Here is a 23,660-nt window from a genome sequence, read left to right as displayed (position 1 = left end):
CCGCTCTCCTCCTAGCTATCTCTTTACGCCTTTAAGATTAGCGTTTTGCCCTCTTGACGTCAAATCCATATTATAAAATTTTTTACACAAAAGAGATAAAATGGAGAGCGGTTGAAAGTGGGGCATATTTGCCGTTTCATTCCTCCTGGTAACTTTTTTCGATCTTCTTTACGGCTTCATCCAAAGCGGCTTTCGGTTTGGCTTTAATCGCCGTTATGTCCTGCATCGCGGAATTCATCGGTCCCCAGACTTTATTCATTTCTGGAATATTCGGTATCGGTTCTGCGTATTGTAATTGTATGGCGATGGCTTGTGCCCTTTCACTATCTTTTATTGCCTCATGCCCTTTGATTGTTTTTATAGGGGAGATTTCTCCCGTTCGTTCAAAACGGAGCACTGCATTTTTTTCATTTGATACATATTCCACAAATTTTGTAGACCAATAGGGATATTTGGTGAATGCGGTAATATGCCAGCCCTGTATTTCCATGATTGTTTTCATTGGCTTTCCATTTGGCAATTGGGGCATCGGAGCGACGCCGACATTCTTCCCATCCATCCATGCAGTTTTTGAACTCATGATGGAGGCTACCTTCCCCTCCCTAAACATTTTTTCCATATCTTCTTTGTCACCCTCTGGGATGGCACTCGCTTTATACCATTTTTGAATGAAATGCGCACCTTTCACTGCACCTTCATTGTTCAATCCTATATCCAAAGGATTTATTTTCTTCTTATCCCGATCGAATACATACCCTCCCATTCCCGTCATAATTCCATATGCATCATAGAAATCGTTCCATTCAGCCGCAAATCCATACTCCTTACCTGCCCTAGCCTTTTTTGCTTTTTTATACAATTCATTCATCGTGTCCGGGACCTTCGGCATCATCTTCTCGTTATACACCAAAACGGAAGTAACAGCAGACTTGGGCAGCCCAAATAGTTTTCCCTGATACATTTCGGCGAATATGGAAGCTTCTAAAAAGGCATCTGTAACTTCATCATTCACCTTGATTTCCTGTATCAGTCCCTCCTCCACTAGCTGACCTATTTTTTCATGGGTAAGTGTCACGATATCCGGGGATGTCCCGATAGGCCCATTTCGGCGTAATTGTGTGTACATCCCATCGTTCACTTTTTGCTCTTTATATTCCACTTTGATTCCATATTCTTTTTCGAATTCCTTCAGGATCGGTTTTAGGGCTTCCCCTTTATTCTCCTCTTCCCAAACAATCAGTTTTTCCGGCTTTTTTTCATTCGTGGTTTCTTTTTCTCGCGGCATCCTTTCCTTCACCACTTCATTTTCCTTATCTGTATTGGCATCACAAGCACTTCCGATAGCGATAAAGATGAGGGACATGAGTAAATAGATCATCAACTTCTTCACTTTTATTCTCCTTTTAAAAATGTTTGATTCTATCATGTCCCAAAGCTTCGAATTGTTTACACCACCGTTAGAAAATCGAAAGGAAAGAACGTGGATTCACGATGAAAACGATATCAATCTTTATTGTTATCATTATATGAGAGGACTCAATTTTTACAACATTTTCCTTTATCAATTTTATTTCTTAAATGGAAGCGTTCTATTTCATATTTTTTAAGAACCAGGTGCTTTTTTTATATAAAATGGGTATATAATCAAAATGACTGGATAGTTTTTGAAATATTTAATTTTTTTAACTTTTCATCAGTACATAAGTAATGTCCTCTCAATCTCCAGTCTTAAAGTTCATTCAGCTTTCAAAATTAACCTGACTAGAATTGGAGTGGTTTTCTATGGAACGTTCGTCCATCCAGCACCGGCCTACAGACAATTTTGCTTATAGCATCGATGCAGAAACTCTTCATATCCGCCTTCGTACAAAAAAACAAGATATTTCTTACGTTGGACTCCTCTTTGGAGACCCCAATATACTTGATGAAGGTCATTGGCAGTATGAACAAGCGCCCATGTACCTTTCTGGCAGTGATGGCCATTATGATTACTGGCATATTTATGTGAAGCCACCTTACCGGAGAATAAGGTATGGATTTAAGCTACAATCAGGTGAGGAAGAACTCATTTATACGGAAAAAGGTTTTTTTGATGAGGCTCCTGATGATACAGGCTGTTATTTTGCCATACCTTATCTTCATCGAAATGAAGTGTTTAACGCGCCTGAATGGGTAAAAGAAACAATCTGGTACCAGATCTTCCCGGAAAGATTCGCGAATGGAAATCCCGATAATGATCCTGAAGGTGCAAAGCCTTGGGGCAGTGAAGAACCGAAAGTGGACAACTTTTTTGGAGGGGATTTCGAGGGGATCCTACAGCATCTTGATTACTTAGAGGACCTCGGCATCAATGGCATCTATTTCACTCCCATTTTCCACGCCCATTCCAACCATAAATATGACACGATCGATTACATGGAAATCGATCCCCAATTCGGGACGAAAGAGGACTTGAAAACCCTTGTGGAAGAATGCCACAAACGGAATATCCGTGTGATGCTCGATGCCGTCTTTAACCATAGCGGCTATTATTTCCCTCCCTTTCAAGACCTCCTTGAAAAAGGTGAGGACTCAGAATACAAAGATTGGTTCCACCCCCACGGCTTCCCTTTAAAAGGAGGAGAACGTCCCAATTATGAAACATTCGGTTTTTTTGAATCGATGCCCAAATTGAATACAGCCAATCCTGACGTCAAAAAATACCTTTTGGAAACCGCCGCTTATTGGATTAAGGAGTTCGATATCGATGGCTGGCGACTTGATGTTGCCAATGAGGTCGATTCACCGTTTTGGCGGGAGTTCCGGAATACGGTGAAAAACATTAAACCTGATCTATATATTCTCGGGGAAATTTGGCATGATTCCATGCCATGGCTAAGAGGCGACCAATTCGATGCAGTCATGAATTATCCATTTACCAATAACGTGTTCCGCCTCATTGCATCGCAAAAAATCAATGCCCGGCAGTTTATTGAAGAAATGACGGCTGTCTATCACAGCTATCCGACCAATGTATTCGATGTCACCTTCAACCTTCTTGGAAGCCACGATACACCACGGATTTTCACAGACTGCGGGGAAGATGTGAATAGGGCAAAGCTCATTCATGCCGTTCTACTGACGTTCAAGGGCAGTCCCTGCATCTATTATGGAGATGAAATTGGCTTAACTGGCGACCAGGATCCCGGTTGTCGAAAATGTATGGTCTGGGAGGAAGACAAACAGAATCGCGAACTCCATAACGAAATCAAAGAATTGATTGCTTTACGGAAAGAGGAAGGCTTGCTTGCAAATGAAGGACATTTCGAATTCCTTGAAAAGATCGATAACACAAACATCGTCGCTTATCGAAAGTTCAATGAGGCACGCTCTGTTGTCATTCTTCTTAACCCGACAGACCGGTCACAGTCTTATAAACTCCCATTTGATGTAAAAGAGGACTCAATGATTGATTTAAGAACGAAGGAAATCGCGAAGGAAGACCACTCTGAATTGGGTGGCTATCAATATAGAATTCTTGCATTTGATCACTGAAGCAAACGAAAAGGGGCAAAGCGTACGATACGCTGAGCCCCTTTTTTTCATTCAATGATTTGGATATCATATTGCTTGAACCATACATCTATTTGAGCCAAGTGGGCGAGTAACTGAGGACCTGACATTAATTGACCGAACCAAGGGACCTTAAAGGCGGCGCCTTTCGAATCAACTATATCAGTCATTTTCTGTTGATCGAATAACTCGTGAAGAACCGAGCTTTTGTCAGTCAGGATATCTTTCAACCACGTCTGAACTCGATCCGTGTAGACAGGGTTATGTGTCTTGGGATACGGGCTCTTCTTGCGGTATAACACTTCATCTGGCAACATTCCTTCTAATGCTTTACGTAATATCCCCTTCTCCCGGTTACCGGTCATCTTCATTTCCCAAGGGATGTTCCAAGCATATTCAACAAGTCGGTGATCCGCAAACGGTACGCGCACTTCAAGGCTTGCGCCCATACTCATCCGATCCTTCCGATCGAGCAATGTTGTCATGAACCATAATAAATTTACATAGAATAGCTCCCTGCGCTTAGCCTCTTCCCCACTTTCCCCTTCTAATCTAGGAGTTTCCAGAACCGTAGTCAAATACGCATCATTTGCATATTCCTCCAGTTTTAATTTTTCATGCCAGCCCTCTTTCAATAGCGATTGCCTTTCACCAGTCGACCTCATCCAAGGAAAACCAGTGCGATTTAAATCATCGGCACGATGAAACCATGGATAGCCGCCGAAAATTTCATCCGCACATTCCCCTGATAACCCCACCACGAAATCTTGTTTTATTTCTTTGCAGAACCAAAGCAAAGAGGAATCGACATCCGCCATTCCCGGTAGGTCCCGGACTTGGACAGCTTCGATTAAATAGTCGGTCAGCTGCTCTTGAGTAATGACGGCAGAATGATGCACGGTGTTGAATGTATCCGACATCTTTTTGATCCATGGTCCGTCAGAGTTAGGCTGGAATTCATTTGCCTTGAAGTATTTTTCATTATCTTCATAATCAATGGAATACGTATGAAGCCTTCCTTTGCCTTCATCCATATAGGCATTCGCTGCTATGGCCGTAATCGCACTTGAATCCACCCCACCTGACAAAAAGCTACAGAGCGGAACATCGGAGACGAGTTGCCTGGTCACGGCATCTTTTACTAGAAAGCGTACTTTTTCAGATGTCTCATCTAGTGAATCACGATGTTCCTCACTCTGAACATTCCAGTATCTCCATATTCTCATCCCTTTTCTTGATAAAGTAAGGGCATGGGCCGGCCTTAATTCTTTAACATCATGAAAGACACCAGAACCCGGCGTCCTGGATGGGCCCACCCCTAATACTTGGGCTAAACCTTCCCTATCAATTTCTGTTTTGACATCAGGATGGGCTAGAATGGCTTTTATCTCAGAACCAAAAATGAACCCGCCTTTCCTTTCAGCATAGAAGAAAGGCTTAACTCCCATTCGGTCCCTTCCAATGAATAATTTCTGTTCATTTTCATCCCAAATGGCAAAGGCGAAAATCCCATTGAACAATTCGACGCATTTTTCTTTCCATTCTATATAAGAAGTTAGTAAAACTTCTGTATCAGAATGCCCCTTAAAGGAATATCCTTTTAATAATAGCTGTTTTCGAATGTCTTCGGTGTTATACAATTCGCCGTTGTAACAAAGGGTATATCTTCCGTTTCCATGTTCCTTTGTCATCGGCTGTTTTCCACCCTCTGCATCGACAACTGTTAATCTTTTATGACCAAAGGCGACGTGGGTATCACTCCATACATTCTCCTCGTCTGGACCCCTCTTAGCCAAAGTTTTCGTCATCTGTTCGAGTGTTTCAGTTTCCGTCCGTAAATTCTTTTGAAAATGCACCCAACCTGTAATTCCACACATCACACTTCACCCTTTCCATCTGGACGATCAAATCATATAGCCTTCTGCCTTTTAAGCAATTAGGTATCCATATTTATGTTCCGGCTTCAAATCCCAGCATCGTTACAGCACCATTCCGTGGAAGCCCTTTGCCCCCACCCTTGTTGTGACAAAATAGAGTGGGAAAGGAAGGCATCCCTGTTTAACATAGCCTATGCAAAGATGGAAAGTTGGTTATTTGTCCATAATATTTAAAAATATACCGTTATATTTTCATTGGATTTTGACTAAAAAGTAGGTGAGGATTCCCCTATTGGAGGTATAAGCATGAGTCAGCAACATCGAACGAAGTTAATGAACAGACAAACACGAGCGTTTACCGAAGGAACTGTGGAAAATATCAATCAGCAATGGATCTTTTTTGACGATGAAACCGATGAGGCATCATCGATTGAAGATCACGTTCAGAGCATCATTGAAGTTTATAGAGGGGGAAGATGGCAGCAGGGCATATTGGAAGCGGAGGGGAAAATCCACCTTCACAGGGATTTCACTTTCCTGAGGGACAATGAACCCATAAGGATTCGAAAAAAACTATTATATTCGTTTGAACGTTTATTGGAGGAATTGAACGATGATTCTTTTTTCCAGTTTGTCACGACCCTGAATTCGCTGGACTTCTCTATTTATGATTGTATATATAGCTACAATCAGCTCACTTTTTTAAGGGAGCTCACCAATCAATCCGGCGTGAATTTCTTCACTTTTGATAACGAGACCCAAATCTGTCTCGTCCAGCACCATTTTTCCTATGGTAAAAAGGATCATGACCGTTTTGAATTCACCCTTAATACAGGGAAACGGATCATCATCGAAAAAGTGAATTCCCACTAATTCCTTGTAAAGTTTGCATACAAAAAAGGACAAATGAGATGAAACCCATTTGTCCTTTTTCAATCATGATTAAAACAAGTCAAAACCTTGTGGTAGGGATAATCCTAGATAAAGGACGAATATAAAAGCAACGACGAATAATGCCCACATCGCGCTTACAGCTTTTCCTTTTTTCCTACGGACCAATACCATTTCCATCGCGGCAATCACGATGATTCCTACAATCATTTTCACTGCATATGCACCAAAGTCAGTAATTAGCATTCCACCTGTAAGGAAAATCAAAAGGAAGAATACACGTGTGATCATGTGCATCATTTTGGCTTTCGGGCTTCCATTTTTAAGCATGGAATATGTTACAAAGAAAAGAATGATTCCGATAACCCAAGTCGTTATGTGTAAGTGAGTTCCCATTTACTTGCCCCCTCTTTCAATATCCATTTCATCATAACATAGGCTTTTACATAAAAACAAAAGGAAGGTGCCAGTATCACGCTCAAATAAGGCAGTTTTGCGAACATTCTTCCCCCTCACTTATCATTCCGTATCATAGCGGGCTTTTTGCCATACGAGACATATCGCCATACAAATTCCACCGGACCGAACCGGAATCGCTTCATCCACAAGAAGCTTAGCAAGACTTGTATAGAAAAAACAACGATCATCAGGAGAAACCCTTCCGTATAAGTCACTTTCCCATACAACCCAAAACCATATGAATAAAAAATGAATGTACAGACAATCGATTGAAATAGGTAATTGCTCATCGACATCCTTCCTACTAAAGCTAAGGGATATAGCAACTTGTAAGCCCACGTCTTTTCAACCAACAGTGTGATTGCGGTAATATAAAACATCGTCAGCAGCGGTCCGCCAAAGTAATCCTGGATGAATGTCGTCCCATAACCGTAATCCGTCACATACGGTAGGATCTTGATCGCCACCCCTGTTAACAGGCTTATAATCGCTATCACCCTTATTGGACGTTTATAACGGGCAGGATTTTGAAGCCATCCCTGCTTGGCTACACCAGCTCCAATTAAAAAGAAAGGAAAAATGGAGAGGAAGAGGAAGATGACATTCGTTGGACCATTAACCATATACCAGTCTGCCATTCTTTGTCCCGTTACTTCCATAAAAGAGCCCGCAGAATATATCTCTTGCGATTGTTTTATCGACTCGACCTCATTTTGAATGTCCATCAATCCACTATCCACAAAGCTCATGATCAGGAAAAAAAGCCCGAACACGCCGAAAGGAACGATATATAAGAACGATCCAAGCCAAATCAAATACTTCCCTTTCCATTTATAGAATAATAAAAACGCAAACCCGAACATTGCGTAATTAACAAGGATGTCTCCATGCCAGATGAAAAAGGCATGGATGCATCCTACCCCTAATAAAAAGCAAAGGCGCTTTGTAAACAGCAAAGGAAACGAGATGCCTTTATCTTCACTCCGTGTAGCCAAGATAACGGACCCAAACCCAAACAAACATGCAAACAAGGGGTAAAAACTCGCCTGGGCGATAATATCGCTACCTATGTACAAGATACGGTCCCAGCCTTCATCCCAATATTCAACACCACTACTATACAAGATGGGCGTATGAAACGAAGGCATATTCACTAAAAAAATCCCTAAAATGGCCAAACCTCTTAATAAATCAATGCTGGCAATCCTTTTGCTTTCCTGTAAAGGGGCCATTGCAGTTTTCATCATTTCACATCCTCATTCACTAATTACTCCATTATAAATGAGCCTGGAAAATTTAGTTGTATATTTCCTTTCCCATTCATTAATGGCTTACAAACTACTAGAAAAAACGCTGCTCATCATAGAGCAGCGCGGACCGTCTTTTAATTGACGAATCTTCCCGTTTTCCCTTTAGCTTCCCAATAATCATTGCGAAGATGGATTTTCTGGATTTTTCCCGATGCCGTTTTTGGCAACTCCCTTACGAATGAGACGCTGGTCACTGCCTTGAAATGGGCTAGTTTTTCTCTTGTGAAAGCCAGAATATCGGCTTCCGTTAATTGGACGCCTGGTTTTGGCACGATGAAAGCATGTGGCGTCTCCCCCCATTTTTCATGGGGCACTGCGATGACTGCCGCTTCTAAGATGCCCTCGTGCTCATATAAAGTCCCTTCCACTTCTATGGATGAGATATTCTCCCCACCGCTTATGATAATATCTTTCTTGCGGTCTACGATATCTATATTCCCATCACTATCCATGGTCGCCATATCGCCTGTATGCAACCACCCATTTTTCAACGCCTGCATCGTGGCCTCTTCATTTTTCCAATATCCCAACATGACTCCATGACTTCGAACAATGACTTCACCGACATCAACCCCGTCACGTGCTACTTCGTCACCATTGTCATGTACTACCCTTACCTCACTGCCTATGGAGGGGTAACCGGCTTTCGCCTTCATTTTGTATTTTTCCCTTTCCGGAAGTCCATCGAATTCAGAGCGGGGTACCGAAAGCAAACTCATTGGAGTGGATTCCGTCATGCCATAGATTTGGATGAACTCCCACCCCAACTCTTTTTCCACCCTTGTGACAAAGGCGGGCGGGGGTGCCGAACCAGCCACGACGATTCGAATTTCCTGTTCCAGCTTCGGTACATTCTTTTCATAATATTGGAACAATGAATTAAGGACGGTTGGCGCCATATGCATGATGGTTACCTTATGTTTCTCAAGCGCCTTGAATATGGAATTTGGTGTTGTTTTTCTTAAGCAAACTTGCGTCGCACCATTGGCCGTATAATAAAAAGGAGCACCCCACCCATTCACATGGAACATTGGCAGGACATGCATATATGTATCGCGGTCATTGACCCTGAAATGGTGCATGGCACTAAGGGCATGTAAATAGTTATTGCGGTGGGTGAGCATGACCCCTTTAGGGTTACCGGTTGTGCCGCTTGTATATAAGAGACTTGATACGTCATTCTCATCCACTTGTTCCCGATGGAAGCCTTCTTTGTCAAACCGCTCCAGCCAGACATTGTAATCGATTTCATTTGTATCGCTTGCTTTATAGTGCACGATGATATGCTCCACTGATTTCAGCTGGTCCTTAACCGATGAGATAAGATGATACAAATCCTGATCCACAAAAAGGACCCTTGATTCACTATGATTCAAAATGAATACATAATCCGCCGGCGTCAACCGAATGTTCAAAGGCACCATTACAGCCCCAAGCTGGAACGCCCCATAAAAACCTTCAAGCATTTCGATTGAGTTCGGTGCAAGATAAGCCACTTTATCCCCTTTTTTAATCCCTAGGTCACTCAATCCATTGGAAAGCTGGTTGACCCTTCCATTCAGCTCCTGATATGTCAGGACCTTATCGTCCCCGATAATCGCTTTCTTGTCAGCATAAAGTGAAGCTGCCCTGTCCAGAAAATGTGATAGCACTAAAGGCACATTCATCCAATCACCCCTCATTCAATTTATTTGAAAATTATGAATTTATCATTATATTACCATATTTGTATATCATTTACCAACACCAAACATCACAGGTTTCTAAGCTGCTAAGGGATAGGCAATTGAATCACATCAATAAAGGAAAATCATAGAATACAGTGAAGCATCCATTCAAAATAGACTTGCTGCTTGTAAATAAGGGATAAACCAGAATAAAAAAGGGTGATTTTCATGCCGGCCATCGTAGGAGTTATTCAAGTGATCAATGTCGGGAGCAGTGGCGTTGTCCATATTGGCGACGTTTTAAAGATCAGCCCATATTCCGCTTCAAAAACGTTTGCAGGTGCTGGCTCTTTTAATACAGGCGAATCCATTTCACTTTACAACGCTTACAGTACCACTAACACAAACGATTCAGATGGTGTCGATCAGCCAGTAGCATTGAACCTCTAGCATTTTTTTGAAAGGAGGACATCATGATTTTCAATATCCACCAAACGATCCAAATCAATATGATAAAAATCGAAAGCATAACCAATTCATCTGTTTTTCAAATAGGGAGTGCCGGAGTGATTAAGCCATACTCCACCTTAGCCAATACAGGTGGATTCACTGAACCCGCTCCACTTCTTGAAGATGATATGGTCCCTGAGACTAGCTTCGTCCCATTTAGCCCTCCCTAATCCTAATCCATAGGCATTCACCTACATGAGGCAATTTCATATACTGCCATATATGAAGTTATCATTAGGTGAAGGTGAGGTGTTTAATCGTGAATCATGATTTATATTCGTACTCCATACAAATGCAGCGATTTCTTGAAGCCCAGGATAAACGAATTATGAAGCTTGAACACGAACTCAAACGCCTGACAGATGAACTTGCCGAAATGAAGAATAAACCCCCAATCCACGTGGATAAAATTGAATATAAATTTGATCAGTTAAAAGTCGAGTCATTAGACGGAACGTTGAATATCGGTTTGAATCCTAATGATTTAAATAATATTGATGAATTCGCTGTCAACAATCAACCCATCCAACCTGCCCCTTTTCTATTTCCAGGCCGTGAAATTGTCGCTCAGGAGATTTATAATGATATTCTTTCAGGATTGGAGGATATGATCCGTGATACGGAAGGCCAGCTTCAGATCACATTGGAACCCTCATATCACGACTTCATGAGACAGGATGTGGAACGCCAGCTTCATCAGCGTATCAATATGTACTTTGACAATCTATCACATGCTGAACGTGCACCTCAGCAACGAGATAATGTGAAAGAAAAGATCACGGAAAAAGTAAGATCGGATATTCAAACAGCATTGATACAATTCATTACAAACTCACATTCCGAGACAGGAGGAAATCCAAATGGAGTTTAATGTAACAAACCATCAGTTATGTGTCGGTGATATTAACGTGACGGGGGTAGCGAGTTCCGCCTTATTCCTCATTGGGGACGTACAAACCATCCAGCTATCATCAGCATTCGACACTCCCCCCGAATCACTCATCATCGGACCATTCGTTCCACTCACTCCAAAAGGATAAAATCAGATGTTCACAAGAATATCGAAAGTAAAGTCTTTGTCAGCCAAGACCGTCACATTTTCATCCAACCTGCAAATTGGAGACACTGCTTATATCGACGGGGCCGCCAAAGCATTGGCAGTCCAGAAAAAAAGTGATAGCTTTTCCGAACTGGAACCCGATTTCAGTGATTATGAAGTCTTTACACGTCCTTTCTATATCCCGAGGATTTCTGAACCAATCGCGACAACATTCTCGAATCCCAACCCCTTCATTCGCGTTGGGAATGTCGATATCATCGGGATATCTTCATCTTCTATCGTAGGCGTAGGAAACGTAGGTCATATCCGCATGGAATCAAGGATTAAACACATCCGTCAGATTCCGAGGAAAAACGATGAGGCAGGAACAGGCGATAATACATCAGATGGAACAGAAACTGTATAAAGGAGAAATCATATGCCAGCCATTGTAGGTCCAGTACAAATATTTAATGTCGGGTCAGGAAACCTCTTATTCGGGGATGCGGCCGTCATTTCACCGAAATCCGCCAGCAAGTCCGTCACCGGCTCCGGCTCATCGAACACAGGTGCATTCGTTTTTACCGCCAATGGTCTGAACGGAAGCAACGTCCTTGATGTTAATGGGGTAGATCAGCCTATCGCCGGAAATAATTAATGCATGGAAGCCTCCTATTTCTAGGAGGCTTCAATTTGTTGAATTGATGATTTTATTAATAAAGTTTAATAGTGATGTTTCTGTTATATTAAAAAAATATAGATGATGAATGAATTATGAAATGATACACGTTCAAAGGCATTTATCCCTCAGTGATATCATCTGTATAAGGGTTCCGTTATTTTACACGGACAAATCCAAAACCGGATGCATAATCATCACCAGTCGCTGCACCGTATCCACCCTTGATGTCATAAGCTTTTGCTTTTGTTTGTAATTGAGCTCGCACCTGCGCATTAGTCAGGTTCTTATTAGAGGACCAGATTTTAGCCGCCAACCCTGAAACATGTGGTGTTGCCATCGAAGTTCCGCTAATCGTGTTATAGCCGTCGTTTAGCCAAGTTGATTCAATGGCTGAACCCGGAGCTGATACTTCGACATCTTTTTCCTGAATCACATAATCTCCGTCCGTATTCGGATTCCCTCTGGAAGAATAATTAGCCACTCTATATGTCCCGTTAGCCTGAACATTTTCAAGAGCCGCTACAGCCACTGCATTGGGAAGAGCTCCTGGATAACCGATTGTATTCGCTGAATATCCGCTGTTTCCGGCAGCCGCAATGACCAGGACACCTTTGCCATAAGCATAGTCCACTGCACTTGAAATCAAGGAATCTTTCCTGCTTGAACCCAAGGACATCGAGATGATGGTCTTAGACCCTGTGCTCACACTTTGATCGGCTGCATGACGGATAGCTGCCGCAATATCATCGGAATATCCCGAACCATCATCACCCAGTACTTTATATGCCCAAAGTTCGGCTTCAGGAGCCACTCCATATACCCCAAGTCCGTCAGAGCCACCGTTTGCCAAGACAGTTCCGGATACATGTGTTCCATGTCCGTCCCTGTCTGTACAAGAGTTATTGGTGTATGTGGATGAGGTAGTGAAATCTTTGCATTGCTCCACATTTGCTGACAAATCCGTATGCGAAACCGTTGTTCCAGTATCCAACACTGCGATTTTAATACCGTCTCCCCCCGATGTTTTAGTGATGGACGAATCATTGTAGATAGCCTTGATGCCCCATGGCGTTCTCGCGGAAGGAACCGCAGCAGTCGTGGCCTGGCTAGTCGGTTGAACCGTTTGCGCAGTTGTATACTTGTTTACCTTTTCAACTTCTAGATTGCCATTCTTAGTCAACGCTTCATATTCTTCGCTGCTTACGTTTGCCGTAAAGCCTTCCTTTCCAAAACTCCGCTCATGCCCAAACTTCTTCTTGGCTTGCGTTATCTCATTCTCAGACCCTTTTAGGTAAACGCGAATATCTTCCTTTTGTACCTTCTCGCTTTGTTTGGCATCCGCTCCATTGGCAAAAATGGAGAAGCTCATCCCGAAACACAGCATAGCCATTCCAATCCTTTTTCCAGTCTTCATCCCGTTTCCCCTCTCTCGCTTTCGCTTTGTATTTGCTATGTATGAAGCTCTCAAGCTGTAAAACTATTTTATTTTAATTTGCCATTAATTAACTATCGGTCGAAACACTCAATTACACTACAGGACAAATATAGGTAAAGCCACCTGCTTTCCGCACAAATAATCGGACTACTAGTCTAGACTCCTCACTTTGAAAGACATGTGATAAGACTAAATACGACAAAATATTCAGAAATCTTATCGTCAAGAATGAAAATAGAATAAATACCTATGTAGATCTTAGCCGAATTATTTTGATAGAGAAAAGACAGGGCAAAAGATTCATCTCATTCATCAACACTAAATAGCTTCTAGACCTTGTTTCAACAACAAATTCGGGTGGCGGCGATGCTTCTTCAAACGATTCATATGTAGGTAAAACTCTTGGACTCTTAATCTTTAAGCAAATTAAAAAGGGTTTCAGGACGAATTCATCCCGAAACCCTTTTGTCTCTATACATCATTCACTCAGCATCTTGAATACTTGCTCAACGTCTTTATCGCCGCGTCCTGATAAGTTCACAATCAACACGTCATCCTTTGATAGTTCTTTTGCCAAGACCAGGGCACACGCAACGGCATGCGAACTTTCAAGCGCCGGGATGATTCCCTCCGTTTTGGATAGTACTTGAAAGGCTTCGAGCGCTTCCTCCCCTTTTATGGTTAGATACTCGGCCCTGCCACTTTCCTTCAAGAAACTGTGTTCCGGACCTACGCTAGGGTAATCCAAGCCTGCCGCAATGGAAAAAGTCGGCTGTGGTTCCCCTTCCTCATCCAATAACGTCAAACTTTTAAATCCATGCAGCACTGCTGGAACTCCCTGAGATATACTCGGGGCTTCGGCGGGTTCTACACCAATCAAACGAACCTCTGCGTCATCGATATAGTGAGCAAAAGCACCAATGGCATTACTTCCACCACCCGTACACGCAATGATTGCCGTTGGCAGTTTCCCTTCCTTTTCAAGGATTTGTTTTTTCGATTCTTCACTGATGATGGACTGAAAATACTTGACGATTGAAGGATAAGGATGAGGCCCGACAGCAGAACCCAGGAGGTAAAACGTATTTTCATAGTTTTGAACCAAGTCACTCAGCGCCTCATCGACCGCATCCTTTAACCTGCCCTGGCCCTTTTCCACCGGTATGACCTTAGCCCCTAACAATTCCATTCGAAATACATTCAATGCCTGCCGTTCCGTATCCAGCTTGCCCATATAGATGACGCATTCCAAGCCGAACATCGCACAAGCCGTCGCAGTCGCTACACCATGCTGTCCGGCTCCGGTTTCTGCAATGATACGCTTTGCCCCCATCCGTTTAGCGAGCAGTATTTGCCCAATGGCATTATTGATTTTGTGAGCGCCCGTATGATTCAGGTCCTCCCGCTTCAAATAAATTTTTGCACCGCCTATTTTTTTTGTTAGATTTTGTGCAAAGGTCAACGGATTTTCCCTTCCCACATAATCTTTTAAATAGTATTGAAACTCCTCTTTAAATTCAGGATCATCTTTATATTTCATGAAAGCCGCTTCTAAATTATCCATTACTTCTTGAAGTTCTTTAGGTACAAAACTACCACCGAAATCTCCAAAGTATCCTCTGCTCGTCTGTTCTCTCGTCATACTCAACTCTTCTCCTTTACATGCACTATTTTATTTTACAATTCAAGTATACGTGAACGAACCGCTTTTTCTCAAATTCTTTTGTTTATATACCTAAAAATGGTCGTTTTGGAAAGACGTAAGGGCTAACTTTACCGTTTTGCCAAAACACGAATTCTTCTCCGATGAAGAGGAAGAAATGAAAGATGCATTTACTGCAAGTGGAGAAACACGCTTCAACGAAGGGTTAGCCTATGTCCATTGTGGCAATTAAATTTCATCATTAACTTTCATTTATTCTTTCATGTATAATTAGTTTACTAAATATATCCATATTGACAATGGGGGGAATTAACTTGAAAACACTTCAAAATAAGAAAGATAGCTGGAATGCAGATTTATACGATAAAAAGCATTCATTTGTTTCTGAGTATGGTCAAGACTTAGTAGATTTATTAGCACCAAAGCAAGGTGAAAAAATTCTTGACTTAGGCTGCGGGACGGGTGATTTAGCAAATGAATTATCCACTTTCGGTATTGATATCGTTGGTATAGATAACTCTGAAAATATGATTACTCAAGCAAGAATTAAATACCCAAAAATAAAGTTCATGGTTCAAAATGCAGTAGAATTAGACTTCCATAGCGAATTTGATGCTGTATTCTCTAATGCAACTCTTCATTGGGTAAAACCACCAATCCAAGCCCTACAATGTATTTACCACAGCTTAAAAGCAGGGGGAAGATTTGTAGCTGAGTTCGGAGGAAAAGGAAACGTTCAAATCATAACAGATGAAATCATTCAACAAATCGAAAGAGAAGGGATAACGTTTAAAAAAGAAAAATTCCCGTGGTTTTATCCTAGTATTGCTGAATACGCAACTTTAATGGAAGAAGCAGAATTTAGAGTAACCTTTGCTCAACACTACGATAGGCCCACACAATTGGACGGAGATAAAGGGCTGAAAAATTGGATTGCTATGTTTGGTAATCATTTATTTGATGATGTTCCTGAACATAGGATAAAAGATATCATTACAAACGTTGAGAATAATTTAAAAGATACTTTGTATAAAGACGGAAATTGGGTAGCTGATTATAAAAGATTACGTGTAATTGGTGTAAAAAAATGAAGGAGGAAGGGAATCAATGGTTCCCTTCCTCCTTCATTTTTTATGAAATTTAAATATCTACCTACGAAAACAGCCATTCAAAAAAGGGGTGTCCCTCAGCTGCAGACCCCCCCCTTCTCTTTTACATTTCCAATAAGTGCGAGCCATCAAAGAAAAATAAATAACGGCTTGTCACTTTTTTATTCAAAATCCCTTCAACCGCTCTTGTGTAAAGTTCCAATTGCATACGGTAACGGTCGGCAAGAATGTCTTTCGCACCTTCATATCCACTAGCAAAACGTCCAGTTATCGCATCCGTTTTATAATCCAGCAGAACAAGGCCTTGTTCATCTTCAAAAATACAATCAATGACACCTTGGATCAAGACTTCCTCTTCACCCTTTTCCCAATCACTATAAGCCTCTTTAGCTGGAAGTGACATCGTGAACGGTACTTCACGTCGAATTGTCGGCGCCTTACGCAGCCTCTTTCCAATATCACTCTCAAAGAAATCGATAATCGTTTCCGGATTCACGGCTTCTCTCTGTTCTTCAGTCAACAACTCGCGCTGAATCAAGTCAACGAGTAATCGCTCAATGGAAGGAATGGTGATGTCCGATGTCAAATCGATATGCTGCATGACTAGATGCGTAATCGTTCCCCTTTCAGCGGGTGTCAGAGATTTTTCTTGCATGAAGACAGGGCGTTTCGTTATCGGGCTCTTGAATTTACGCAATAACTCCGTAGAACTCTGCTCGTCCCTCAGCTCGTATTGACGCTTCAACTCTGAAACGGACTGCTTGGATCGATGCACAGTCGCCTCATGTTCCCCATACTCCCAGTTCAGTTGGTCCTTAACAGCATCGACAAATTCAGATTCCAAGTCCACCTTTTCGGATTTCCTAACATGTTCCAGCAATTGCTCCTGTAAAATAGCTTCTTCCTCATCCAGAACAGTCAATTCCTCCATTGGAATGACAGAGATTGACCAATTTGACGGATGGGATTCCATTTCAAAACCAAGCCCAGTAAAGCCCTGAAAATCACGATGACGCACAAGGGATGGACCAATCCAGTCGAGGTAACTTTTAGCTCCTGCCCGCGCATGGTCTTTCAGGAGCCATTCTCCATGCGTTGCTTGACTTATCCATTTTTGCTGTGTTTTTTCGGCATCATTTATGCTGGCAATCAAATGGAGCTTTTCCTTCGCCCTCGTCAACGCTACATAGAGAACACGCATTTCTTCGGCAATTAACTCTAACTGTTTCTTTTTCTTGAAAGCGAGCTGTGGGAGTGATGGGTACGTTATCCGTAACTCGGAATTGACATACTTCGCCGCAAATCCATAATCCTTATCCAATAAATACGGCTTCCGCAAATCCATCATATTGAATTGTCTCGAAAGGCCTGCAATGAATACAATCGGAAACTCCAATCCCTTTGAGGAATGGATCGTCATCAGGCGGACGACATCTTCCTGTTCACCTAAAGCCCGTGCCGCGCCTAAATCATCTCCACGCTCCTGCATTCTTTCGATGAAACGCAAGAAACGGAAGAGCCCACGGAATGAACTCGCTTCATATTGTCTGGCCCGATCATACAAGGCCCTTAAATTGGCCTGGCGCTGTTTACCGCCCGGCATTCCACCAGCAAAATCGTAAAATTGGGTTTCGCGGTACAAAAGCCAAATTAAATCCGACAACGCTTCCTGTCTAGCCAGTTTCCGCCACTTCACCAGCTTTTTATAAAAGGTAGAAGCTTTACGATATAGGTCCGGATGCTCATCCGGGTCACCCTTCCTATAGAAATCGGCTAGCGCCTCATAATACGTACCTGTGTGGTATAAACGAATTTGAGACATTTCCTCCTCATCCATTCCTACAATCGGAGAGCGGAGAACGGATGCCAATGGGATATCCTGCTGCGGATTATCTATTACTTTCAATAAAGAAATCATGATAGCAACTTCGGTAGCTTCAAAGTATCCAGAGGACAAGTTGGCATAGACAGGAATCCCTTGCTTCTTGAATTCCTCCATAATTTGCGGAGCCCATGGCATAGAACGAAGAAGAATGACCATATCACGGTATGTTGCAGAACGGTATTGCTTGGTTTTCGTATCATAGATTTGCTGTTTCTCGTTTATGGCCCGCTTTATGAGCCTCGCCATCATCCTAGCTTCCAGTTGCGCTTTTTCCAATTCCTCGGCTTCAAAACCTACCTCTGAATCCTCGTTATCCTGTCCGGCTTCACTTGTATCTGCTGCTCCATCAATTAAATGAAGGTCAATGGGATATTCCTTATCTTCGGGATATGGCGCACCTTTTTTCAATTGCGCATCCTCATCATAATCAATCTCACCGACAGTCAGCCCCATTAGTTGCTGAAACAAGAAATTCGTCCCATCAAGCACTTCTCTCCGGCTCCGGAAATTACGGTTTAGATCAATTCGCAATCCGGAATCAGCGCCATCATGGGTAAAGCGCGAATACTTTCCAAGAAACAAATTCGGTTCAGCAAGCCTGAAACGGTAAATCGATTGTTTAACATCGCCCACCATGAATAGATTTCCACTATATTCACCATCTGCCGTCACTAATCTTAAAATGGATTCCTGAACTAGATTCGTATCTTGATACTCATCGACAAGCACCTCTTTGAATTGATTCCGATATTCAATGGCAGCCTCTGACGGCGTGCGTTCCCCATCTATGGTTTCACCCGTCAAAATATCAAGGCAATAATGCTCCAAATCGGCAAAATCGACCAAGTTCTTTTCGGACTTTGCAGCAAAGAACCTTTGTTCAAACTGTTTTACGAGCATGATGAGTGTATCGACATACCCCTTCAATTCCCGGATATCACGCAGATAGCTTTCAGGCTTCCGTGAAAAAAGCTCTTCTTGCAGAGATTTAATAATTTTCTTCGCTTTATCACGATGCTTCGTGGCTTCATCCACAATTTCCTTATTAAAATCCTCTCCCGTACAACGCTTTGCCGTTCCAAACTTCACGTTTTGAATTTCTTCATAAAGAGCATTCCAGGAAGAATCTTTCACGCGGGCCAGTTTCGCGACCAAATCAAGATCGGCTAAATAGTTTTCTGCCCTTGGAGCAGGACCACCCGGAACCTTTGTCAATTCTAGGGATCGCTCCAACAAATCCTTTGCCGTATCCAACTGCAAACCAATATCGAATTGTAGGGACTCGATAAATGGAAGATCATCTATCCCTGCCCCTTCCGCCAGATCATACATCTGGGCTGCATGATTTAGCCATTGGTCGGGATCTGGATTCGAACGGGAGAAATCATACAATGACCGGACAATATTTTGCAGTGCATCATCGTTTCGATCGCTTGTAAAGGCATCGACCAATTTAAAGAATGCTTCATTGTCACCTTGGCCATATTGCTCCTCGAAAAGTTCTTCCATCACTTCATCGCGCAGAAGCTGCGCTTCCGTGGAATCGGCAATCCTGAATCCAGGATCAATATCCGTCAAATAGTAATATTTCCTGATCACTTCTAAACAGAAAGAATGAAGCGTGGAAATGGACGCACGGTTAATCAGGCTTAACTGCTTACGCAAATGCTGTGAATGGGGATTTTCATTGATTTCCTTTTCTAATGCTTCACTAACTCGATGGCGCATTTCGGCGGCCGATGCATTCGTGAAGGTCACCACCAATAGCTCATCCACATCGATTGGATTATCTTCCAATATGACCTTTTGGATAATCCGGTTGACAAGCACCGCTGTTTTCCCGGATCCTGCAGCGGCGGCCACCAAAATATCCTGGTCTTTCGCCCAAATTGCTTTCCATTGTTCTTCTGTCCATGTCACGCCTTCAGGAATGGCGGGAATCATCGTTTTACTCATCTTTCACCCTCCCCCCTTAATAAATCGAGAACATCATTTTGCTTTTTCTGTGGCAAATTCCTAAATTGATTCTCTTCGAGCGACTGATCGAATTGGCAGACGGATTTGAATGAACAGAAAGTACATGGCGTTTTTTCTTTCATTTTATATGGGGTTATGCCAACATCCCCGTCGACCATTCGGTCACCTGACTCTTGATAGACCTTTCGAACATGCTGGTTAAGCAAGGAGAAGTCTTCACGGCTGGCCACTTTAGAGGCCGCTAAAAGAGAACCGTCTTTTTTAAATCCGGCAGGTATGACATCCGATTTACTGGAAGTATCTATATCAAGGGACGTGTCCATCATCTTGATTACGTTGGTTTGATCTAATACTAGGCCGTTCATTTTAAAACTCTTATAAATTTCTTCATCGATTTTATCCAAGCTAAGCATGCCTTTTGATTTCACGACCGGATTATGAACATGGAAATAAAGGACACCGGCTGGAATCGCCTCTTTACCGATAAGCGATTGGGATTGTGAAACGACAATATCGAGATAGGTCAGCATTTGCAGGGCAAGCCCATAGTAGACTTCACTCATGTTCAATTCCTTTTCACTCGATTTATAATCAAGGATACGCAAATAGACGCCACCCTCATCCTCATCGGCCTTATCAACACGGTCAATCCGACCAATCAATTCCATTTTCGTCCCATTTTTCAAAGTGAACGAAAGTGGGGGCAGTTCTCCATTTTTTCCGAAGCCCAGTTCCAAACCGATTGGGGCAAACCCACTAACCTTGGCATGTTCACTCAAGACAATCGAAGCCCGGCCAATCACATGCTCCAGCTTTCTGCGCAAGTAATGATGGCGGTTCGTACTTAGCAGGATTTGATTCTGGAGCTTTGGTGCAAGCTGTTCCACCGCTTTCCTAGCCAACTCCAAACATTGCTCCTTGGTCAAAGAAGACCACGGGATATCATGCTCATTTAAATAATCCGAAATCATTTTTAACGCCCCATGGAACATCTCACCGATATCCGGTGCGTCCAAACGGAAAACCTGTCGTTCCCTTAGTTTCAAGCCATGTGCGGCATAATGGGAAAACGGGCAGCTATTGAACATTTCCATTCTCGATACACTAGTCAGAATGGTTTCGCCATATAATTGCTTACTCGTTTCCTCTGATAGTTTCATGGTTTTATTTTGGTAAAAAAGACTCGATAGCACCTTAGTGGCTGTCGGTCCAACCGTCTCGTCCTCCATGATGGAATTATAGACATCCCACCAAAGCGGATGGATTGGGTAGTTCCGTTTTTTCAACTGTAATTGCGCAGCCAGATAAGACAGGGCCACTTCTGGGTTTGCTGCATATTTCACCTGTTCCCCGGCAGGCAGATCAGATGGATCGTTCATATAAAAAGCCTCGTTCACATGAGGCAATACATCCCTCACTCGTTTTAAATAAGAGGACGGGAGAAGGGATTTTCCCTCTTCATCAGCGAGTGGATAAGATAAATAAAGGGATTCCGAAGGTGTAGTGAAGGCTTTATAGGCCGTGAATTCCTCATCCAAAAGACGCACTTTTGAACTTGGGGCAACATCAAGCCCGCTCGCCAAAAGCATGTCGCGGTCACTATCGGAAAACACTCCATCAGAAACGGCTTTTCCTGGTAAGACCCCTTCATTCATGCCAATGACGAAAGCTGTCTTCACGTCATCCAATCGGGACAGGTCCAGATTAGCGACGAGGACTTGATCGATTGCCTGTGGCACTAAGGAAAATTCCAATGATTCCAGACCTGCTTCTATAATGATCGCAAACTGTTTCATCGAGATTTCCTCTTCACTTAACAGTTCCACGAATTGGTCAAGCAAATCAACAACTGCATTCCACGATTGTTCATGTTCCCTGGCTGACACCAGATCGCCATCCTCTTCTGCTTCAAGCTTCATCTTTTCCAATTTTTCCGGTACATGCAATTCTTCCAAATACAAATAAAGGGCCTCGCACAATTCTCTTCCATTCGCCGACTTCTTCACCCGTTTTGATAGCTTAATGATGGGCTCTGTAAATAGGTGTTTCAAATCATTGAGCTCTTGCTCCAGTTGCATTTCCTTACTCGTCTGGGGACGGTCCTCAAGCTCCAATCCACGGAAGCGACGGTAGGTCCAACGATCTTTTGTGGTCCATCCAGCCCCTTTGATTCCCCTGGCAAGCACGTAGTTCTCAAGTTTGTCTACTTGTTCGCGCATTCTGTCATGACTTTGTTGCAGGGGAAATAGAAGTTCGGTCTTAATGGCACGAAAGACCGGTTCATAACGCCAGAACCCATTGATGATCTCAAGTGTTGACCGGATCAGCTCAATCAATGGATGATTGAGCATCGTCCGCTTGGAATCCACGAAAAGCGGAATTTGATAGTCACGGAAGACCGTCTGGAGGATATCTTCGTAGGCATCCCCATTTCGCATTAGAATCGCAATATCGCGAAAACGGCACTGACCTTGTCTGACAAGCGTCAGGATGTTCCGAGCCACCCCTTCAATCTCCGCTCTGCGGTTAACGGCCTGAGCAATCGTTACACCAGATGGCTGATCGTACTTCTGTGCGGGACGAAGCGCAAAATATGTTTCAAGGTGTTTCAGCCCAGGATTTCGATTGAACTTCGCCGTGCTGTTCAGAACGTGGTCCTGTTCGATAAAGACCCCCGTTCTTTGTCCCGCTTGATAAAGCTGGTTATAGAGATTTCCCGTTTGCCTGAACAAATGCAGATCATCCGGCGCAAATTGCCTATAAGGCTGGTCGAGCGTCAATGCGATGGTCACACTCTTACATAGCTTCATCATTTCTTCCACGATCATTAATTCCTGTGGCGTCAGACTGTAAAAACCATCTATATAGATATCTGCATTTTTTATATACGAAGACTCTGCCATTTTTTCTATCAGTAAAGTGAAATAATCCTCTGAATCTAAATATTTTCCGATCATTTCATCCTCAAATGACTGATAAATGAGCTCAAGATCAGATAATTTATCTTGTACTCCACCACCACCCGGTGACTTTTCGTCCAAATACCTCCGAATATCACCCGGCTGGATGCAGTACTGCTTGAATTCGGCAAGCATCTGCTCCATCTGGGAGACGAATCCTTGCTTGTCCGCTGATCGGCGGAACATTTTCAATTCATCTTTTTTATCCTCCATGATTTTCCGTATCAACATATTAACGCCGACACTGTCCAAATGGATTCGGCTCATGCCACCTGTCTCCTGGAGAACTCGCCATGCAAGCCGGCTAAAACTGAATACTTGCGTCCGAATCATTCCTTCGAGTCCCGGCGTCTTAATTAATTTATATTCTGATAAAAATGTCATCTGATCAGGAACCAGATAGATGATCGGATTCCCTTCAGGATTCTCCATTAGCCCGTTGCGGATTTCATCCAATACCTTCGATGTTTTACCTGTGCCCGACCTTCCAATTAAAAACCGGAGTGACATCTGTTTCCCCCCTTTTTATTTCAATATCTCTAGACCTATCATACCAGAAATACTGTCTATTTTTTGACACGATTCTTCTTCCAATTATGTCTCTTTTCCCTATAGTTTACCGCTTTCTAATGACGAAAACCAAC

General features: G+C 42.8%; 18 protein-coding genes. 9 read left to right on the top strand and 9 right to left on the bottom strand.

Annotation, left to right across the window (positions count from 1 at the left end):
• Positions 1 to 136: 136 nt before the first annotated feature.
• Positions 137 to 1,390 (bottom strand): extracellular solute-binding protein, encoded by a 1,254-nt coding sequence (locus tag ACQKIC_RS19930; RefSeq protein WP_427592179.1) that lies wholly within the window; start codon positions 1,388 to 1,390, stop codon positions 137 to 139.
• A gap of 392 nt (positions 1,391 to 1,782) precedes the next feature.
• On the opposite strand from ACQKIC_RS19930, the gene ACQKIC_RS19925 reads away from it, so the two are divergent.
• The gene (locus ACQKIC_RS19925) at positions 1,783 to 3,534 is read left to right on the top strand and encodes a glycoside hydrolase family 13 protein (RefSeq protein ID WP_427592180.1); all 1,752 of its coding nucleotides are present in this window, start codon (positions 1,783 to 1,785) and stop codon (positions 3,532 to 3,534) included.
• Between the two features lie 47 nt (positions 3,535 to 3,581).
• On the opposite strand, the gene asnB is transcribed toward ACQKIC_RS19925, so the two are convergent.
• Positions 3,582 to 5,429, bottom strand: a complete 1,848-nt coding sequence (asnB, locus tag ACQKIC_RS19920) for an asparagine synthase (glutamine-hydrolyzing) (RefSeq protein WP_403123583.1) — start codon at positions 5,427 to 5,429, stop codon at positions 3,582 to 3,584.
• Between the two features lie 306 nt (positions 5,430 to 5,735).
• Here asnB and ACQKIC_RS19915 point away from each other — a divergent pair, with 306 nt between their 5' ends.
• Positions 5,736 to 6,302 carry a DUF2777 domain-containing protein gene (locus ACQKIC_RS19915; RefSeq protein WP_402867752.1) on the top strand — a complete coding sequence of 189 codons (567 nt, stop codon included), beginning with the start codon at positions 5,736 to 5,738 and terminating at the stop codon, positions 6,300 to 6,302.
• A 69-nt stretch (positions 6,303 to 6,371) separates the two neighbouring features.
• Here the strand turns inward: ACQKIC_RS19915 and ACQKIC_RS19910 are convergent, their stop codons facing one another.
• The 3 genes from ACQKIC_RS19910 to ACQKIC_RS19900 all read right to left on the bottom strand — a co-directional run bounded on the left by ACQKIC_RS19910 (position 6,372) and on the right by ACQKIC_RS19900 (position 9,756).
• Positions 6,372 to 6,716, bottom strand: a complete 345-nt coding sequence (locus ACQKIC_RS19910; protein ID WP_402867751.1) for a YisL family protein — start codon at positions 6,714 to 6,716, stop codon at positions 6,372 to 6,374.
• A 116-nt stretch (positions 6,717 to 6,832) separates the two neighbouring features.
• On the bottom strand, positions 6,833 to 8,023 hold the full coding sequence (locus ACQKIC_RS19905; RefSeq protein WP_427668737.1) for a DUF418 domain-containing protein: 1,191 nt from the start codon (positions 8,021 to 8,023) through the stop codon (positions 6,833 to 6,835).
• A gap of 140 nt (positions 8,024 to 8,163) precedes the next feature.
• Positions 8,164 to 9,756, bottom strand: coding sequence for a long-chain-fatty-acid--CoA ligase (locus tag ACQKIC_RS19900; protein WP_427592182.1), 1,593 nt, complete (start codon positions 9,754 to 9,756; stop codon positions 8,164 to 8,166).
• 228 nt (positions 9,757 to 9,984) lie between these two features.
• Between ACQKIC_RS19900 and ACQKIC_RS19895 the strand changes: the two genes are divergently transcribed.
• The 6 genes from ACQKIC_RS19895 to ACQKIC_RS19870 all read left to right on the top strand — a co-directional run bounded on the left by ACQKIC_RS19895 (position 9,985) and on the right by ACQKIC_RS19870 (position 11,963).
• Positions 9,985 to 10,206 (top strand): spore germination protein, encoded by a 222-nt coding sequence (locus ACQKIC_RS19895; protein WP_427592183.1) that lies wholly within the window; start codon positions 9,985 to 9,987, stop codon positions 10,204 to 10,206.
• Between the two features lie 23 nt (positions 10,207 to 10,229).
• Positions 10,230 to 10,436 (top strand): spore germination protein GerPB, encoded by a 207-nt coding sequence (locus ACQKIC_RS19890; protein WP_402955826.1) that lies wholly within the window; start codon positions 10,230 to 10,232, stop codon positions 10,434 to 10,436.
• Between the two features lie 89 nt (positions 10,437 to 10,525).
• Positions 10,526 to 11,137 (top strand): spore germination protein GerPC, encoded by a 612-nt coding sequence (gene gerPC / locus ACQKIC_RS19885; RefSeq protein ID WP_402867746.1) that lies wholly within the window; start codon positions 10,526 to 10,528, stop codon positions 11,135 to 11,137.
• Positions 11,127 to 11,306, top strand: coding sequence for a spore gernimation protein GerPD (locus ACQKIC_RS19880; RefSeq protein ID WP_402867745.1), 180 nt, complete (start codon positions 11,127 to 11,129; stop codon positions 11,304 to 11,306). Before gerPC ends, ACQKIC_RS19880 begins: the two co-directional genes overlap by 11 nt.
• 6 nt (positions 11,307 to 11,312) lie before the next feature.
• Positions 11,313 to 11,732 (top strand): spore germination protein GerPE, encoded by a 420-nt coding sequence (locus ACQKIC_RS19875; protein WP_402867744.1) that lies wholly within the window; start codon positions 11,313 to 11,315, stop codon positions 11,730 to 11,732.
• 12 nt (positions 11,733 to 11,744) lie between these two features.
• A complete protein-coding gene (locus ACQKIC_RS19870; RefSeq protein ID WP_402867743.1) occupies positions 11,745 to 11,963 on the top strand; it encodes a spore germination protein in 219 nt (72 codons plus the stop codon).
• A 178-nt stretch (positions 11,964 to 12,141) separates the two neighbouring features.
• Here ACQKIC_RS19870 and ACQKIC_RS19865 read toward each other — a convergent pair whose 3' ends face one another.
• Entirely contained in the window at positions 12,142 to 13,401 is a 1,260-nt protein-coding gene (locus ACQKIC_RS19865) for a S8 family peptidase (RefSeq protein ID WP_427592184.1), read from the bottom strand.
• A gap of 499 nt (positions 13,402 to 13,900) precedes the next feature.
• Positions 13,901 to 15,064, bottom strand: a complete 1,164-nt coding sequence (trpB, locus tag ACQKIC_RS19860; RefSeq protein ID WP_427592185.1) for a tryptophan synthase subunit beta — start codon at positions 15,062 to 15,064, stop codon at positions 13,901 to 13,903.
• A 335-nt stretch (positions 15,065 to 15,399) separates the two neighbouring features.
• Between trpB and ACQKIC_RS19855 the strand changes: the two genes are divergently transcribed.
• Complete coding sequence (locus tag ACQKIC_RS19855; protein WP_427592186.1) at positions 15,400 to 16,176, top strand: class I SAM-dependent methyltransferase; 777 nt, start codon at positions 15,400 to 15,402, stop codon at positions 16,174 to 16,176.
• A 121-nt stretch (positions 16,177 to 16,297) separates the two neighbouring features.
• Here the strand turns inward: ACQKIC_RS19855 and addA are convergent, their stop codons facing one another.
• Together addA and addB are read right to left on the bottom strand one after the other, a co-directional pair.
• On the bottom strand, positions 16,298 to 20,035 hold the full coding sequence (gene addA / locus ACQKIC_RS19850; RefSeq protein ID WP_427592187.1) for a helicase-exonuclease AddAB subunit AddA: 3,738 nt from the start codon (positions 20,033 to 20,035) through the stop codon (positions 16,298 to 16,300).
• On the bottom strand, positions 20,032 to 23,526 hold the full coding sequence (gene addB, locus ACQKIC_RS19845; RefSeq protein ID WP_427592188.1) for a helicase-exonuclease AddAB subunit AddB: 3,495 nt from the start codon (positions 23,524 to 23,526) through the stop codon (positions 20,032 to 20,034). Before addB ends, addA begins: the two co-directional genes overlap by 4 nt.
• Between the last annotated feature and the right edge of the window lie 134 nt (positions 23,527 to 23,660).

The sequence above is a fragment of the Peribacillus sp. NPDC046944 genome (assembly GCF_050272735.1).
Taxonomy (GTDB): Bacteria; Bacillota; Bacilli; order Bacillales; family DSM-1321; genus Peribacillus.
This window is presented reverse-complemented; position numbering and strand designations above follow the sequence as displayed.